16 protein-coding genes are annotated in these 14,347 nt (G+C 69.1%); 6 read left to right on the forward strand and 10 right to left on the reverse strand.

Translation table 11 applies throughout. The features are described 5' to 3' along the window. Positions 1 to 231: 231 nt before the first annotated feature. Complete coding sequence (gene lpdA / locus IM660_RS18980) at positions 232 to 1,632, reverse strand: dihydrolipoyl dehydrogenase (RefSeq protein ID WP_193497310.1); 1,401 nt, start codon at positions 1,630 to 1,632, stop codon at positions 232 to 234. 268 nt (positions 1,633 to 1,900) lie between these two features. Here lpdA and IM660_RS18985 point away from each other — a divergent pair, with 268 nt between their 5' ends. Continuing rightward, positions 1,901 to 2,365, forward strand: coding sequence for a GNAT family N-acetyltransferase (locus tag IM660_RS18985; RefSeq protein ID WP_193497311.1), 465 nt, complete (start codon positions 1,901 to 1,903; stop codon positions 2,363 to 2,365). 9 nt (positions 2,366 to 2,374) lie between these two features. Here the strand turns inward: IM660_RS18985 and IM660_RS18990 are convergent, their stop codons facing one another. Together IM660_RS18990 and IM660_RS18995 are read right to left on the reverse strand one after the other, a co-directional pair. Then, the gene (locus tag IM660_RS18990; RefSeq protein ID WP_193497312.1) at positions 2,375 to 2,995 is read right to left on the reverse strand and encodes a hypothetical protein; all 621 of its coding nucleotides are present in this window, start codon (positions 2,993 to 2,995) and stop codon (positions 2,375 to 2,377) included. Positions 2,996 to 3,131: 136 nt separating this feature from the next. Then, positions 3,132 to 4,190, reverse strand: coding sequence for an aminotransferase class V-fold PLP-dependent enzyme (locus tag IM660_RS18995; protein ID WP_193497313.1), 1,059 nt, complete (start codon positions 4,188 to 4,190; stop codon positions 3,132 to 3,134). A gap of 40 nt (positions 4,191 to 4,230) precedes the next feature. Between IM660_RS18995 and IM660_RS19000 the strand changes: the two genes are divergently transcribed. Next, the gene (locus tag IM660_RS19000) at positions 4,231 to 4,431 is read left to right on the forward strand and encodes a glycine zipper domain-containing protein (RefSeq protein WP_193497314.1); all 201 of its coding nucleotides are present in this window, start codon (positions 4,231 to 4,233) and stop codon (positions 4,429 to 4,431) included. 4 nt (positions 4,432 to 4,435) lie between these two features. On the opposite strand, the gene IM660_RS19005 is transcribed toward IM660_RS19000, so the two are convergent. Then, complete coding sequence (locus tag IM660_RS19005; protein ID WP_193497315.1) at positions 4,436 to 5,104, reverse strand: response regulator transcription factor; 669 nt, start codon at positions 5,102 to 5,104, stop codon at positions 4,436 to 4,438. Further along, a complete protein-coding gene (locus IM660_RS19010; RefSeq protein ID WP_246465038.1) occupies positions 5,101 to 6,318 on the reverse strand; it encodes a sensor histidine kinase in 1,218 nt (405 codons plus the stop codon). Before IM660_RS19010 ends, IM660_RS19005 begins: the two co-directional genes overlap by 4 nt. Before the next feature lie 165 nt (positions 6,319 to 6,483). Here IM660_RS19010 and IM660_RS19015 point away from each other — a divergent pair, with 165 nt between their 5' ends. After that, entirely contained in the window at positions 6,484 to 6,942 is a 459-nt protein-coding gene (locus IM660_RS19015) for a hypothetical protein (RefSeq protein ID WP_193497317.1), read from the forward strand. After that, on the forward strand, positions 6,939 to 8,441 hold the full coding sequence (locus IM660_RS19020) for a multicopper oxidase family protein (protein ID WP_193497318.1): 1,503 nt from the start codon (positions 6,939 to 6,941) through the stop codon (positions 8,439 to 8,441). Before IM660_RS19015 ends, IM660_RS19020 begins: the two co-directional genes overlap by 4 nt. Positions 8,442 to 8,495: 54 nt before the next feature. Here the strand turns inward: IM660_RS19020 and IM660_RS19025 are convergent, their stop codons facing one another. Continuing rightward, complete coding sequence (locus IM660_RS19025) at positions 8,496 to 8,981, reverse strand: MarR family winged helix-turn-helix transcriptional regulator (RefSeq protein WP_193497319.1); 486 nt, start codon at positions 8,979 to 8,981, stop codon at positions 8,496 to 8,498. Between the two features lie 151 nt (positions 8,982 to 9,132). Here IM660_RS19025 and IM660_RS19030 point away from each other — a divergent pair, with 151 nt between their 5' ends. After that, on the forward strand, positions 9,133 to 9,891 hold the full coding sequence (locus IM660_RS19030) for an SDR family NAD(P)-dependent oxidoreductase (protein ID WP_246465039.1): 759 nt from the start codon (positions 9,133 to 9,135) through the stop codon (positions 9,889 to 9,891). A gap of 57 nt (positions 9,892 to 9,948) precedes the next feature. Here the strand turns inward: IM660_RS19030 and IM660_RS19035 are convergent, their stop codons facing one another. Both IM660_RS19035 and IM660_RS19040 read right to left on the reverse strand, forming a co-directional pair. Further along, complete coding sequence (locus IM660_RS19035; protein ID WP_193497321.1) at positions 9,949 to 10,422, reverse strand: SufE family protein; 474 nt, start codon at positions 10,420 to 10,422, stop codon at positions 9,949 to 9,951. Beyond that, positions 10,419 to 11,330: a sulfurtransferase gene (locus tag IM660_RS19040; protein WP_193499525.1), complete on the reverse strand. Its 912-nt coding sequence runs from the start codon at positions 11,328 to 11,330 to the stop codon at positions 10,419 to 10,421. The genes IM660_RS19035 and IM660_RS19040 overlap by 4 nt, the downstream gene beginning before the upstream one ends. Before the next feature lie 229 nt (positions 11,331 to 11,559). Between IM660_RS19040 and IM660_RS19045 the strand changes: the two genes are divergently transcribed. Next, positions 11,560 to 12,042 (forward strand): nucleoside deaminase, encoded by a 483-nt coding sequence (locus IM660_RS19045; RefSeq protein ID WP_193497322.1) that lies wholly within the window; start codon positions 11,560 to 11,562, stop codon positions 12,040 to 12,042. A gap of 171 nt (positions 12,043 to 12,213) precedes the next feature. Here the strand turns inward: IM660_RS19045 and IM660_RS19050 are convergent, their stop codons facing one another. Together IM660_RS19050 and IM660_RS19055 are read right to left on the reverse strand one after the other, a co-directional pair. Further along, the gene (locus tag IM660_RS19050; protein ID WP_210769033.1) at positions 12,214 to 12,909 is read right to left on the reverse strand and encodes a potassium channel family protein; all 696 of its coding nucleotides are present in this window, start codon (positions 12,907 to 12,909) and stop codon (positions 12,214 to 12,216) included. Beyond that, the gene (locus IM660_RS19055; RefSeq protein WP_246465040.1) at positions 12,902 to 14,230 is read right to left on the reverse strand and encodes a TrkH family potassium uptake protein; all 1,329 of its coding nucleotides are present in this window, start codon (positions 14,228 to 14,230) and stop codon (positions 12,902 to 12,904) included. The genes IM660_RS19050 and IM660_RS19055 overlap by 8 nt, the downstream gene beginning before the upstream one ends. Positions 14,231 to 14,347 lie beyond the last annotated feature (117 nt).

Genomic DNA, 14,347 nt, shown 5'->3' on the forward strand with positions numbered 1-14,347 from the left:
GCCACCATGGCCCACCTGTGCTGCAGGCTAACCCCGACACAGCCGATCGGCATGGTGAATGCGGCAGACGGTAGGGCCGTTGCACAATCGCAACATTCCCCCGATTGCGATGTTCGCGCTCACATTCAGGGTGATGCGCACACACGAAACGGGCGACGGCGGAAGGTGAGTTCCGCCGTCGCCCGCCTGCGTTGACATGAGGGCGCGTGAGCGCCCGACTGACCGGACTGATCAGAGGTTGAGCATGTGCCCGGCGATGCCGTGCACGGCCTCCTTGACCGACTCGCCCAGGGTCGGGTGGGCGAACACGTTCCGGGAGACCTCGTCCGCGGTGAGGTCCCAGCGCTGCGCGAGGGTCAGCACCGGGAGCAGTTCGGTGACGTCCGGGCCAATCAGGTGCGCACCGATGATCTCGTTGTACTGCGCATCGGCCACCACCTTGACGAAGCCGACCGGCTCGCCCAGGCCCATGGCCTTGCCGTTCGCGGAGAACGGGAACTTCGCGACCTTGACGTCGTAGCCCTTCTCCTTCGCCTGCTCCTCGGTATACCCGAAGGAAGCGATCTGCGGCTGGCAGTACGTGGCGCGCGGGATGAAGTCGAACTCGATCTCCTGCGTCTCGGCGCCTCCGATGGTCTCGGCGGCCACCACGCCCATCGCCTCGGCGGTGTGCGCGAGCATGAGCTTGCCGGTCACGTCGCCGATGGCGAAGACGTTCTCCACGCTGGTGCGCCCGCGGGAGTCGATCTCGATGGCACCGCGCTCGGTGGTCTTGACGCCGAGGTTCTCCAGGCCATAACCCTCCAGCCGCGGGGCGAACCCGATCGCGGAGAGCAGCTTGTCAGCCTCGATCACCTGCTGGTCGCCACCGGCGGCCGGGCTCACGGTGACCTTCACACCGGAGCCGGTGTCCTCAACGGCCTCGACCTTGGTGGAGGTCATCACCTTCACACCGAGCTTCTTGTAGTGCTTGGCAAGCTCCTTGGAGATCTCCGGGTCCTCGGTGGGCACCATGCGGTCCAGGTACTCCACGATGGTCACGTCCACGCCGAAGTTCTTCATCACGTACGCGAACTCCACGCCGATGGCGCCGGAGCCGGCGATGATGATCGAGTTCGGCAGGTTCTCGTCGAGGATCTGCTCCTCGTAGGTGACGACGTTCTGGCTCACCTGCACGCCCGGCAGCATCTTGGTGACGGCACCGGTGGCGATGATCAGGTGGTCGAAGGTGAGCTCGCTGGTGGAGCCGTCCTCGGCGGCCACCGACATCGAGGTGTTCGAGGTGATCGTGCCCCACCCGTCGACCTCGGTGATCTTGTTCTTCTTCATCAGGAAGTGCACGCCCTTGACGATGCCGGCGGAGACCTTCCGGCTGCGGGCATGCGTAGGACCGTAGGCCATCGACGCGTCGCCGGTGATGCCGTACTTGTCCTTCTCGTGGTTGAGCGTGTGCGCCAGTTCGGCATTGCGCAGCAAGGCCTTGGACGGGATGCAGCCGACGTTCAGGCACACCCCACCCCAGTACTTGCGCTCCACCACAGCCACATTGAGCCCCTGCTGAGCCGCGCGGATCGCGGCGATGTAACCACCGGGGCCTGCTCCGAGAACAACGACGTCATAGTGTGAAGTCACAGTTCCGACTGTACTGGCGCAGCGCGGGTGGTGCGATCCCCCGGCGGTGAGCCCTGCATCACACCGACTCGAACACCGGAGCGGGATTCCTCCGTGGCGGCCGCTGGACCTGGCGCTCGGCCTCCCAGGGCAGCCATGACAGACTGGTTCTGCCGGGGGCGCCTCGATGCTGGTGTCACCACGGTGGGCTACCGTGTGATGCGCAGCCCTCAAACTCGCCAAGTAAGCGTAAAACCCGCTTCACTCTCCTGGAGGTGCCATGGTCGCCATGGAACGTGTGGATTGGACCGATCCTGACCTGCAGCGGCTCGTGGCCGACCAGGAGCGGGAGATCGACGCCCGCTACGGCGACAGTGAGCACGCCAGCCACCTCGACGCCGAGACTGTCACCGTTGCCGTTCTCGCCCGCGATGTCGAGTCCAAGGAAGCCATCGCCTGCGGCGTGCTGCGCGACCCGGCCCCCGGCTTCGAGGCCGGCACCGGTGAGCTGAACCGGATGTACGTCCACCCCGACCACCGCCGCCGGGGAATCGGCAAGGAGATCCTGCGCGCCCTCGAAGCCGTGGCGAAGGAACGTCAGCTCGGCCAGCTGGTGCTCGAGACGGGTATCCAGCAACCCGAGGCGATCGGCCTGTACACCTCGGAGGGGTACCGGATCATCGACAACTACCCCCCATACGAGGACGACCTCGATTCCCGCTGCTTCGCGAAGGCCATCGGCGAAGAAGGCTGACCTGCCCCCTCAGTGCCGCTGGTCCGCATACGCCCACTGGTGCGCGGCGAACGCCAGCCACACCAGCAGTCCCAGCAGCGCAACACCCGCGAAAGGAACGAGGTCCGCGGCCACGAGCGTGAGGAGGGTCCCGACGGCGGCCCACCCCACGATCGCACCCGTCACCCTGAGTCCGGGTGTCCACCCGTAGGACCGGGCGAGCACCGTCACCACGAGTCCGAGCGTCACCACGTGCAGGACCCCGCCACCCAGAGCGGCGACCAGGTGCAGGGCATGTACCGCCGTCGCCGGTAGGACCGGCGCCAGCACACCCAGTGCCAGGTGCGCCAGGCCGGCGGCCCCCAGCACGAGGACGGCCCCTGACACGATCGGGCCGGCCCGCCGCGCGTGGCGGGTCAGCTCACGGTAGGCGGTCGCGAGTACGGCGAGTGCGCCCGCCGCCACCAGCGCCATCGCACCGGCCACCAGGGTCGCCACCGGGGAGTCGAGGAAGTACTCCCGCGCGTCAGCCGAACCCGGCAGCGGCATCGCCCGGCCTGCCACGCCGGTGCGAGCCAGGGCGCCAGCCAGGTCGGCGACCACCAGCACGGCGGTCGCCGCCACGGCCGCTCCACCGGTGCGGGCTCCCATGGGCACACGGTAGAGCGTCCGGGCGGTGGGCGCCGGTCAGTCCGCGGTCAGGGCGCGGGCAGTCTGTGCAACAAACTGACGGATCGGATCCAGATCGGCGAGCCGAGCGATAACGATGGCATTGTCGACGTCCGCGCTACCCCACGTCTGGAGCGGAGCCGGCCAGCACCGCCACGGCCCGCCCCACGTCGTCGGCCCTCGTGTGCACATGGAAGGAGAAGCGCACCTTCCCCGCCCTCCCGGCCGTGACGATGCCGGCATCAGCAAGTGCTGCTGCGCCGCTCTCGGTCACCGGGAGCGAGACGATGGCCGAGTCGGTCGGCGCCAGCCCCAGCCCAGCAGTGAACTGGTTCGCGAGCCCGACGGCATGTCCATGCAGCGCCGCGATCCCGATCTCGGTCAACAGCTCCAGCGCAGGTTCCGCGCCCACCCAGGCGGGCCACGCGGGTGAGACGTCGAACCGGCGGGCGCTCTGAGCCAGCCGCAGCGGCCCGCCATAGATCGAAGACCACCGGTCCTCGCCCGCGTACCACCCGGCCTGCGAGGGGACCACGGCGTCGATCAGGTCCTCGCGCACACTCAGGTAGCCGGTTCCCCGCGGTGCCAGCAGCCACTTGTACCCCGCGCACACGGTGAACGCGACGTCGTCGAGGTCCATCGGGAGCCAGCCTGCGGCCTGGGTGAGGTCGAGCAGGATCTCGGCGCCGTGAGCAGCGCACGCATCCCGCAGCGCCGGAAGGTCGAGGATCGCCCCGTCGGCGGACTGCACCATCGCCACGGCGACGAGCGCGGTCTGGGGGCCCACCGCCGTCGGCAGATCCGCCAGCGGCACCTCCCGCACCCGCACCCCGCGCGCCTGCTGGGCGAAGAACGGGAAGCTGACGGAGGTGAACTCGCCGCGGGCCACGAGCACCTCGGCACCGTCGGGGACCCACGCGGCGAGCGGGGCGATCATCGCCGACGCCTGGCTCCCGATCGCGACGGTACGGAAGTCGAGGCCCACCAGCCCGGCATACAGCTCTCGGCACCGGGCGACCACGGCATCCAGATCCTGTGGCTGCACCCGGCCGTCCGTCCACGCCTGCACGTGAGCGGCCAGTGCCTCCCGGGTGCCACGGCACGGCAGGCCCATCGAGGCCGCGTTCAGGTAGATGCCGGTCGGAGCGAACTGATCGGCCCAGCGCCAGTGGTTCATCCGCTGATCGTAGGAGAAGGGTGCTGCTAGCGTCGCTTCCATGACCGACGAGAAGCAGCAGGAACCGTCGCGACCTGGGGCGTCAGGGGACGGGAATCGGTGGCTGGGCCTGGGCCTCGCCCTCGGCGCCGGGATCGGTGCCGCGATCGGTGTGGCGATCGACAACCTAGCCATGGGCATCGCGATCGGGGTCGCGATCGGTCTCGCGGTGGGCCTGGGCTTGGGCAGGACGAAGAGGTGAGCTCCTACGAGCCAGGGCGGACCAACCCGCTCTCGTAGGCGAGCACCACCAGCTGGGACCGGTCACGCGCGTCGAGCTTGGCGAGCAGGCGGCTGACATAGGTGCGCGCGGTGGCCGGGCTGAGGAAGAGAGTGGCGGCGATCTCGTCGTTCGACTGACCGCGCCCCACGCAGGCGAGGACATCCCGTTCCCGGGCGGTCAGATCGGCGAGCCGGGCGAGCGCTGAGTCGTCGGGGTCGGCGGGGCGGTGGTCGCTGACGGCCTGCACGAGCGCCCGCAGCGCCGCGGCACCCAGGGCACGATCCCCCGCTGCCACCGTCCGGATCGCCTCGCGCAGTTCCTCCGGCGCGACGTCCTTGAGCAGATAGCCGCTCGCCCCGGCCCGGACCGCCGCGAGGATCTCAGCGTCCTCGTCGAAGGTGGTCAGCACCAGCACCCGCACCTGATCCAACTCCGGGTCCGCGCAGATCGCCTGCGTGGCCTCGATGCCGTCCACCTCGGGCATCCGCAGATCCATCAGCACCACGTCCGGGCGGGTGCGGCGCACCTCGGCCACCCCGGCGCGCCCGGTACCGGCCTCGGCCACTACGTCGATGTCACCATCATGGGTGGCGAGGGTGCGCAAACCCGCGCGCACCAGGGCGGAGTCGTCCACGAGCGCCAGCGAGATCATGGTTCAAGCCTGCCAGGCAGCTCAGCCCGGACGGCAAAACCCCGGTCCTCGGCGCTCCCCACGGTGAGAGTTCCGCCCAGGAGGGTGGCCCGCTCCCGCATACCGATGATTCCCGACGGCGGAGCGTGCGTTCTGGAGGTGTCTGCACCGTCGGCTACCTCGAGTGCGCCGTGGGCGCCCTGGGCGGTGGTGGCGCCCCGGCCGTCGTCGCGGACCTCCAGCACCAACCAAGCGTCGACCAGGGTGGCGGTGACTGCGACCTGGGTGGCACCGGAGTGCCGGATGACGTTCGTGAGGGACTCCTGCACGATGCGGTAGGCGGCCGCATCGATCGGCCCGGACAGGGAACCGTCCGGCACCCGCACGTCCACCTCCACCTGCAGACCGGTGCCGCGGGCCGCCTCCAGGAGCGGTGCGATGCTGGCGAGGCCGGGCGCGGTGATCGGCTCGCGCGCATCCGGAGCAGACCGCAGCAACCGCACCGTGGCGCGCAGTTCGCGCAACGTCTGGCCCGCGGACTCGCGGATCTGCGCCAGGGCGCGTTCCGCCGTCGGGCGATCCTGCTCGAGCGCCTCGGCGGCGACACCGGCATTCATCGACACCACGGAAAGGCTGTGCCCGATGGAGTCGTGCAGGTCGCGCGCGATCTGTACGCGTTCGTCCTGCAGGCGGGCAGCGGCGCGGCGTTCCTGCTCGGCTGTGGTGAGCTCGAGGATCCGGGCCTGTTGCACGCGGGCCTGCCGGCGGGTGCGCACGCTCACGCCCAGCGCGATGGCGGCAGCGAGCAGGGCCACATTGGTGAACATCTCGTAGGAGATGAGATACGCCGTCGGGAGGCCCTCGTCGATCCGGAAGAATGCCGCCACGGCCACCAGCACCGCACCGGCAATGATCGCCGTGCGGGTGCGACCCTGCTCGGCAGCCGAGTACGTCGCGGCCACGGCCGGCCAGGCGATCCCGATGGGCGGGTAGCCGAGCGCGTAGTAGGTGAAGATCCCCAGCACCGTCAGCGCGAGGACCAGGCGGGGGGCGCGGCGCCGCCACACCATCAGAGCGCCGAACGCGACGGCGAACAGGTAGGCGGCGGGCGGCTGGCCCGACCCGGTGTCGGCCTCGGCGGCGATCACCAGGGCCACCCCGAGGGCGACCCCGATGCCGAGCAGCGCGTCGAGCACGCGCGGGCTCACGCCGAAGGGGTGCGGAGTGTCGGTCACACCTCCAGCGTAGGAAGAGCCACCGACGGCGCACATCCACCGCAGGGGGCACGTCCCCTGAGTGCGGTGTCGCCTGCAAGCGACACCTCCTGTCCACACGGGGCGAGTGCAGGAGACCACAGGGGGTGGATGTGGCGAGGGTGCATGATTCCTAGCGTCATTGTCATGACGAATCACTCGACACATCCCTCTCGGTCCGGCCCGTCCGGCCCCCGTCCACCGATCGCCTGGCCGCTGGTGTTCGGCCTCGCCGCCCTGACGTTGCTGTGGCCGTTGACCAGCGTGACCGGGCTCGCCGATGCGATCGGCAACCCGGCTCGCGCCCTGCTCCTGATCGCGGGAATCGGTGGCGCCTGGATCGGTGTGGTCGGTCTGGGTCACGTGGCCCGGCCGATCGCCACCCTGACCCTGACCGGACTGGTGGCCGGGGTGATCACCGTGGTGGCGTCCGTGGTGGTGACCGGGCTCGGCGCCGAGAGCGGGGGACTGAGTGGGACGCCGGCGTTCGCGGTCCCGCTTGTGGCAGTGGAGATGATCGGGAGCCAGACGCTGCTCGGGTTCCTCGCGGGGTTGGTGGCGGCAGGGGTGCAGCGGCTGCGCGGCCCGGGAGCGGGTACCCGATGAGCGGCCTCTCGCGGCGCGGATTTCTCGCGGCGGCCGGCGCTGGAGCCGCGGCGGTGGGCCTCACGGGGTGCAACTCGGCGAGCACGAGTGCGGTAAGTGAGCCGGAGCAGTTCGACACACCACTGCCGATCCCGCCTCTGGCCGAGTCGGAGATGATCGACGGTATCCGCACCTTCTGGATCACAGCACAGCCGGGCAGGCATGAGTTCCGTCCGGGCCAGAGCACCTCGACATGGGGCTTCGACGGTTCCTACGGCGGGCCCACGGTGCGGGCCGCGGTGGGCGAGCGGGTCGCCGTCGAGGTGACGAATGATCTGGACGAGGCGACCAGCGCGCACTGGCACGGGATGCACCTGCCGCCGGATATGGACGGCGGCCCGCACCAGATGATCGAGCCTGGCGACACCTGGCGGGCGGAGTGGCTGATCGATCAGGCACCGTGCACCCTCTGGTATCACCCGCACCCGCACGGGGCCACGGAACGGCATGTGTACCGCGGGCTGACCGGGCTGTTCTACCTGGACCCGGCGCCCGGGTCTGCGGAGGAAGCGGTGCACGAGCAACTGCCGCACACCTACGGGGTGGACGACATCCCGGTGGTGATCGGTGACAAGAGCTTCTCCGACGGCGGGGAGTTGGTGATCGACGACGGTGGCAACGAGGTCGGACTGCTGGGGGACGTCGTCACCGTGAACGGAGTGGTGGGTCCATTGCTCCCGGTGAGGACGGAGCGGGTGCGGCTACGGCTGCTGAACGCCTCCACCGCCCGTACCTACTCGCTCGGGCTTCCCGGCCGCACGGTCACGCTGGTGGCAACCGACGGCGGACTGGTGCGCGAGCCGGTCGCGCTGGAGCAGGTGCGCCTCTCACCCGGTGAGCGTGCGGAGGTGGTGGTGCAGCTGGAGCCGGGTGAGGAGGTGATGCTGCACTCCTTCGAACCGGACCTGGGCAACGTGGTCGTGCCCTTCGCCGTGGGGGCCAATGACGCATTCGACGTGCTGCGGATCGTGGCCGGGAGTGAGCTGGCGCCGTCGGAGGACGTGCCAGGTGAGCTGACCTCGTTCGGGCTGGATGCCGCGAGCGCGACGGTGCGCCGGGAGTTCCGGCTCTCGGACCGGGAGATCAATGGTGCAGAGATGGACATGGCCCGCATTGACGAGACCGTCGAGGTGGGCACCACCGAGATCTGGACTGTGATCAACGACGACCTCTCACCGCACAACTTCCACGTGCACGACGTGCAGTTCGAGGTGCTCAGCGTGGGCGGGTCACCGCCGCCGCCGGAGCTGCGCGGCCACAAGGACACGGTGTACCTGGAGCCCGGGCGGGCGGTGGAGCTGATCATGAGGTTCGAGGACTATGCGGACCCGCAGTGGCCGTATATGTACCACTGTCACCTGCTACGGCATGAGGACGAGGGCCTGATGGGGCAGTTCGTGGTGGTGAATCCGGGCGAAGCGGCGGACCCGTCGATGATCGCCGGGCACGGGCACCATTGAGTCCCCGAACGTATCCCGCTGAGCCCCCAGCCGCTGAGCGTTCGGCCCACTGATTCAGGCCGGGGACCACCCCTCCTCGCTCCGGATCCCGCCCATGATGCGCTCGGAGATCTCGCGAAGCTGCCGACGTTGCGGCTTCGTCAGGCGGTCGAGCACCAGTCGCCGAACCGTGAGGACGTGCCCCGGCATCGCTTCGGTCACCTTCACCGAACCCGCGTCAGTGAGCGTGGCCAACGTGTACCGGCCATCGGAGGGATCCGGCCTCCGGTTCACCCACTCCTTCGACTCGAGGCGACCGACCGCGCGTGAGAGCCGGGAGAGCGAGCTGTTCGCGTATCCCGCCAGCACGCTCATCCGCAGTGTCTGCTGCGGCGCGTGGGCGAGGGCGTAGAGGATCCCGTACTCGAAGTGGGTGAGTTGGGAGTCGCGCTGGAGCTGATCGTCGAGAGCCGCGGGCAGCCACTCCAGCACCGTCGCCAAGGCCGCCCACGTCTGGAGATCCTCACCGGTGAGCACCGGCGGTGAGCTGGGATTCGTCATCCGGCAAGCCTACTGGCAGGCGAGCGAATTGACTTGCTCAGTCAAGTGGCACGACGTAGCATTCACTTGACTGAGCAAGTGAAGTGGCGGACATCGCGACAGTGAGGAAGCGGGCAGTATGGATCTCGGACTGGCAGGCAAGAGAGCATTCGTGAGCGGCTCGACACAAGGGATCGGCTATGCGATCGCAGAGGCGCTGCTCCGAGAGGGGGCGTCGGTGATCGTCAACGGACGCGAGGAGGAGCGCGTGCGGGCGACAGTCGACGCACTTGGCGGCATCTTCCCTGGTGCGGACGTCACGGGCGTCGCAGCAGACTTCAGCGATCCGGACCAGGTCCGGCTATTGCTCGACCGTCTGGGCGCCATCGACATCCTCGTCAACAACGTCGGGGTGTTCGAGGTCAAGGAGTTCGCAGACATCTCCGACCAGGAGTGGCAACGCTACGTCGATATCAACGTGATGAGCGGCGTCCGGCTCTCCCGGCACGCCCTGGGCGGCATGCTCGACAGGGGCTGGGGGCGCATCCTCTTCATTGCCAGCGAATCGGGTGTGAACGTCCCCGCCGGGATGATCCACTACGGCACCACCAAGGCAGCGACCCTCGCACTGAGCAACGGCCTGGCCAAGCTCACCCGTGGCACCGAGGTCACGGTGAACACCATCCTCGGCGGGCCGACCTACTCCGACGGCGTCGCCGGAGTAGTCGAGCAGATCGCCCAAGCCCAGGGCGCGTCAACCGACGACGTCAAACGCACCATCGCCGCGGGCAACCAGACCTCGCTCGTGCAGCGCTTCCTCGATCCCGCCGAGATCGCCCATCTCGCGGTCTATCTCACGAGTCCCCTCTCCTCGGCCACCAACGGAGCCGCACTGCGCGCTGACGGGGGAACGCTCACGAGCACACTGTAAGGAGCGTGCGACACCGGAGCGGGCCGCGGGGAGGGCGCGTCGAGTGGATAACGGCGCTCAGGCGCCGGACTTCTCCCGCACCTGCCGCTTGATCCGCGCCAGCATCCCGCCCATCCCGCGCAGGCGCAGCGGGGTGATGGCGCGAGACAGGCCGAGCCGGTCGGAGACGTCGTCGGGCACCGCAAGCACCTCGGCAGCGGTCAGCCCGTCCAGGCCCTCGTGCAGGATGCCAGCGAACCCACGCGTGGTCGGGGCCTCCGCGGGAGCGGAGAAGAACAGGCGCACGACGGCGTCCGTTCCGTTCCCGCCGCCGTCGCCTTCCAGCTCGGTCACCAAGAAGATCGGCGACTGGCACTCCGGCACCGGCTCCAGCAGCTCCGGGTGCTCGGCGTACCGCTCCGGGAGTTCGGGCAGCCCCTCGCTGAACTCCAGCAGAAGCTGCAGCCGGTCCGGTTCGCCGAGGGCGTTGAAGTCCTCAACGATCGCCGCGAGCGCCTCCGGGAGCGGCGCGGGTGCTGCGCTTTGGCTCATCGAGCAGGCACCTCGCTGGGCACCTCACCAGGCTGCTCCCCACGCACGATCGGCACGCGCACCGCGTTGCCCCACTCGGTCCAGGAGCCGTCGTAGTTGCGGACGTGGGGGAACCCGAGCAGGTGGGAGAGCACGAACCAGGTGTGACTGGAACGCTCACCGATCCGGCAGTACGCGATCACCGGTTCCTGCGGGCTCAGGCCCTTCTCGTGCCGGTAGATCTCCTCCAGCTCCGTGCGGGACTTGAACGTACCGTCCTCGTTCGCCGCTCGAGCCCACGGCACGGACTGCGCACCGGGGATGTGACCGCCGCGCAGGCTGCCCTCGTCGGGGTAGTCCGGCATGTGGGTGCGCTCGCCGGTGTACTCCGGCAATGAGCGCACGTCGACGAGCTGGCCGCCGAGGAAGCCGAGCACGTCCTCCTTGAAGGCACGGACCACCGTGTCCTCGCGCTCCACCACGGGGTAGTCCGTGGGCTGTGGGCTCGGCACCTCCTTGGTGAAGTCGCGACCCTCGGCCACCCACAGGGCGCGGCCGCCGTCGAGCAGGCGTACGTCCGGGTGCCCGAACAGGGTGAACACCCACAGGGCGTAGGCCGCCCACCAGTTGTTCTTGTCGCCGTAGATCACCACGGTGGTGTCGCGGCTGATCCCCTTGGCCGCCATCAGGGCGGCAAATCCCTCACCGTCGACGTAGTCGCGGGTGACGGGGTCATTGAGGTCGGTGTGCCAGTCGATCTTCACTGCGCCGGGGATGTGACCGGTGTCGTAGAGCAGCACGTCCTCATCCGACTCGACCACGACCAGGCCCGGGTCACCGAGGTGCTCGGCGAGCCAGTCGGTGCTGACCAGGCGCTCGGGGTGGGCGTAGGCGGTGAACTTCTCGGCGTCGTCGTACGGGAGCGGCATGAGCGGTTCCTCCTGGCGGGTTGCTCCGATGGGCACTGGTTCGATCTTCTCACCGCCCTCCGGGCTGCTCCAAAGCCTCCGCCCGGGTCCACATCGTGGTCACTGGCACACACTGCTTTCCATCTGAACCATCTCCGGCAGACATGACACATGTCCGGCCCCGCCGACGGTGCCTCACACTGCCGCAGGTGTGTCAGTCAGACGGCTGCGGCGGAGGAAGATGGCGGACATGATCACCACAACGGATCGGCGCCACCTGCGCCGCTGCGTGGACCTGGCCCGCACCGCCCTGGAAGCCGGGGACGAGCCGTTCGGCTCCGTACTCGTCGCGGCCGACGGGCGCGAGCTGTTCGCCGACCACAACCACGTGGCCGGTGGCGACCATACGCAGCACCCCGAGTTCGCCATCGCCCGGTGGGCGGCCCAGAATCTTGGCTCCGCGGACCGCGCGAGCGCCACCGTCTACACCTCGGGCGAGCACTGCCCAATGTGCGCGGCCGCGCACGGATGGGTCGGCCTGGGCCGGATCGTCTACGCCAGCAGCTCGGCACAACTGACCGCCTGGCACACCGAGTGGGGCATCCCGCCCGGCCCCGTACGGGCGCTACCCATCACGCACGTGGTACCGGGCGCCGTCGTGGATGGGCCCGACCCGCACCTCGCGGACGAGGTGCGGAACCTGCACCGACGGCTCCTCGGCCTCACGCCATAGCCTTCTTCGCGCGATCCCTGCGGTGCCTCGCTCCACCGCACCTCCTGGCGTCGGCACGCCTCCGCGGGGGCTCCTCGGCCTCACGCCATAGCCCTCTTCGCGCGATCCCTGCGGTGCCTCGCTCCACCGCACCTCCTGGCGTCGGCACGCCTCCGCGGGGGCTCCTCGGCCTCACGCCATATCGATGAAGCGCTCGGCCTTCTCCGCCGGTCCCACCACGATCACCTTGTCGCCCCAGTCCAGCACCGTGTCGCCATCGGCGTGCGCCCACCCGGCGTCCCGCTTGCGGACGGCGGTCACGTTCAGGTTGTGCTTGGAGCGCAGCCCGATCGTGGCGATCGAGGAGCCCACCAGCGACGGCGGCACCGTGGCGGTGATCATCGCGAAACCTCCCCCGAGATCCTGGTAGTCGGCGATCGACCCGCGGAGCAAGTGCGCCACCCGCCGACCCATGTCCGACTCCGGGTAGACCACATGGTGCACCCCGATCTGCTCAAGGATCTGACCGTGCGGGTCGGTGATCGCCTTCGCCCACACCTTGCCGATGCCGAAGCGAACGAACCACGAGGCGGTCAGGATGGAGGCCTCAAGGTCGCTGCCGATCCCCACGACCGCATGCGTGAAGTCCGGCACGGCGAGCTGGTCGAGCACTTCCTTCTTGGTGGAGTCAGCGCGCACCACGTGCGTCAGCACCCCGCTGAGCTCCTGGACGATCTCCGGGTTGGTGTCGATGCCGAGCACGTCCACGCCCGCCTGCGCGAGCTCGATCGCCAGGGCTCTGCCGAAGCGGCCGAGCCCGGCCACCACCACCGAGTCCGAAGGGCTCAGGGACGTGCGGGGAGCTCCCCCGCGAATGTTCTCAGCCAACGATCGGCCTTTCCTTAGGAAGTTCGAACATGAGCTTGCGGGTCCGCAAAGCCAACGCGGAACCGATGGTGATCGGCCCGAGCCGGCCCACGAACATGATCGCGACCAGGAGCAGGTGGGCGCCGGTGGGCAGATCGGCCGTAATACCTGTGGACAGGCCCACGGTGCCGAACGCCGAGACCACCTCGAACAGGATCTGATCCAGGCTGAACGACGTGGCGATCAGCAGGATCCAGGTGCCCAGCACCACCACCGCCACCGCCAGCAGCGCCACCGTGATCGCTTCCCGGTGCACCGCACGGGAGAGCCTGCGGCCGAAGATGTTCACCGCCGTCTCCCCGCGCAGCTCGGTGACGATGATGAAGAACAGCACGAGGAAGGTCGTCACCTTCACACCACCCGCCGTGCCGGCCGGGCCGCCGCCGATGAACATCAGCAGATCCTGAGTGAACAATGCCTGCGTACTCATCGCACCGGTGTCGATGGCATTGAAACCCGCCGTCCGCGTCATGACGGCGGAGAAGAAGCCGAGCAGCAGCTTGCCGCCCACCTCGTGCGCGCCGAGAGTGTCCGGGTTGTCCCACTCCAGCGCCGTCAGAGTGATCGTGCCGAGCACGAGCAGCGCGACGCTGCCAAGGATGACCAGCTTGGTGTGCATGCTCCACTGTTCCGGCACCCGGATGTGCTTGCGCAACTCGAACAGCACCGGGAAACCGAGGCCGCCGATGATCACCGCGCAGGCCACCGGAATCAGCACCCAGGGGTCGGTCGCGTAGCCCATCAGCGAGTCGCTGTCGAGCGCGAAGCCGGCGTTGTTGAACGCCGAGATGGCAGTGAATACGCCCTTCCAGACGGCGGCCGGCCCATTCATCTCGTACGTCACCAGGAAGCGGGTGACCAGGATGAGGGCGACCAGCCCCTCGATGGCGATGCTCATCTTGGCCACACCGAGCACCACGCTACGCACATCACCGATGCCGACGGCGCGCACCGACGCACTGGCCACGAGGCGACTGCGCAGACCGAGCCTGCGGGCCATCAGGATCGCCAGCAGGGAGGCCGCCGTCATGATGCCCAACCCGCCGATCTGGATCAGGACGGCGATCACCGCCTCCCCGAAACCGCTCCAGTAGACCGGGGTGTCCACCACGATCAGCCCCGTCACGCAGACGGCGGACGTCGCCGTGAACAGCGCCTCTTCCCACGTCGGCAGACCCGCCGCGGGATCGGCCACGGACACCGGAAGCATGAGGAGCCCGGTACCGATGGCGATCGCCGCCGCGAACCCGAGCGCGAGCACCTTGGCAGGGTGCTGGGGCACCGGGAGGGCGCGTATGGCGCTCCGGACCGCGCGGCGAGCGCGCGACGGGCCTGCAGTAGACACGAGTGGCAACGTAGACCTGACTGCGTGCGGGCGCCAACCGCTGGGCGCAGGAGG

Origin of the sequence: Ruania alkalisoli, from assembly GCF_014960965.1 — a bacterium.
GTDB lineage: Bacteria > Actinomycetota > Actinomycetes > Actinomycetales > Beutenbergiaceae > Ruania > Ruania alkalisoli.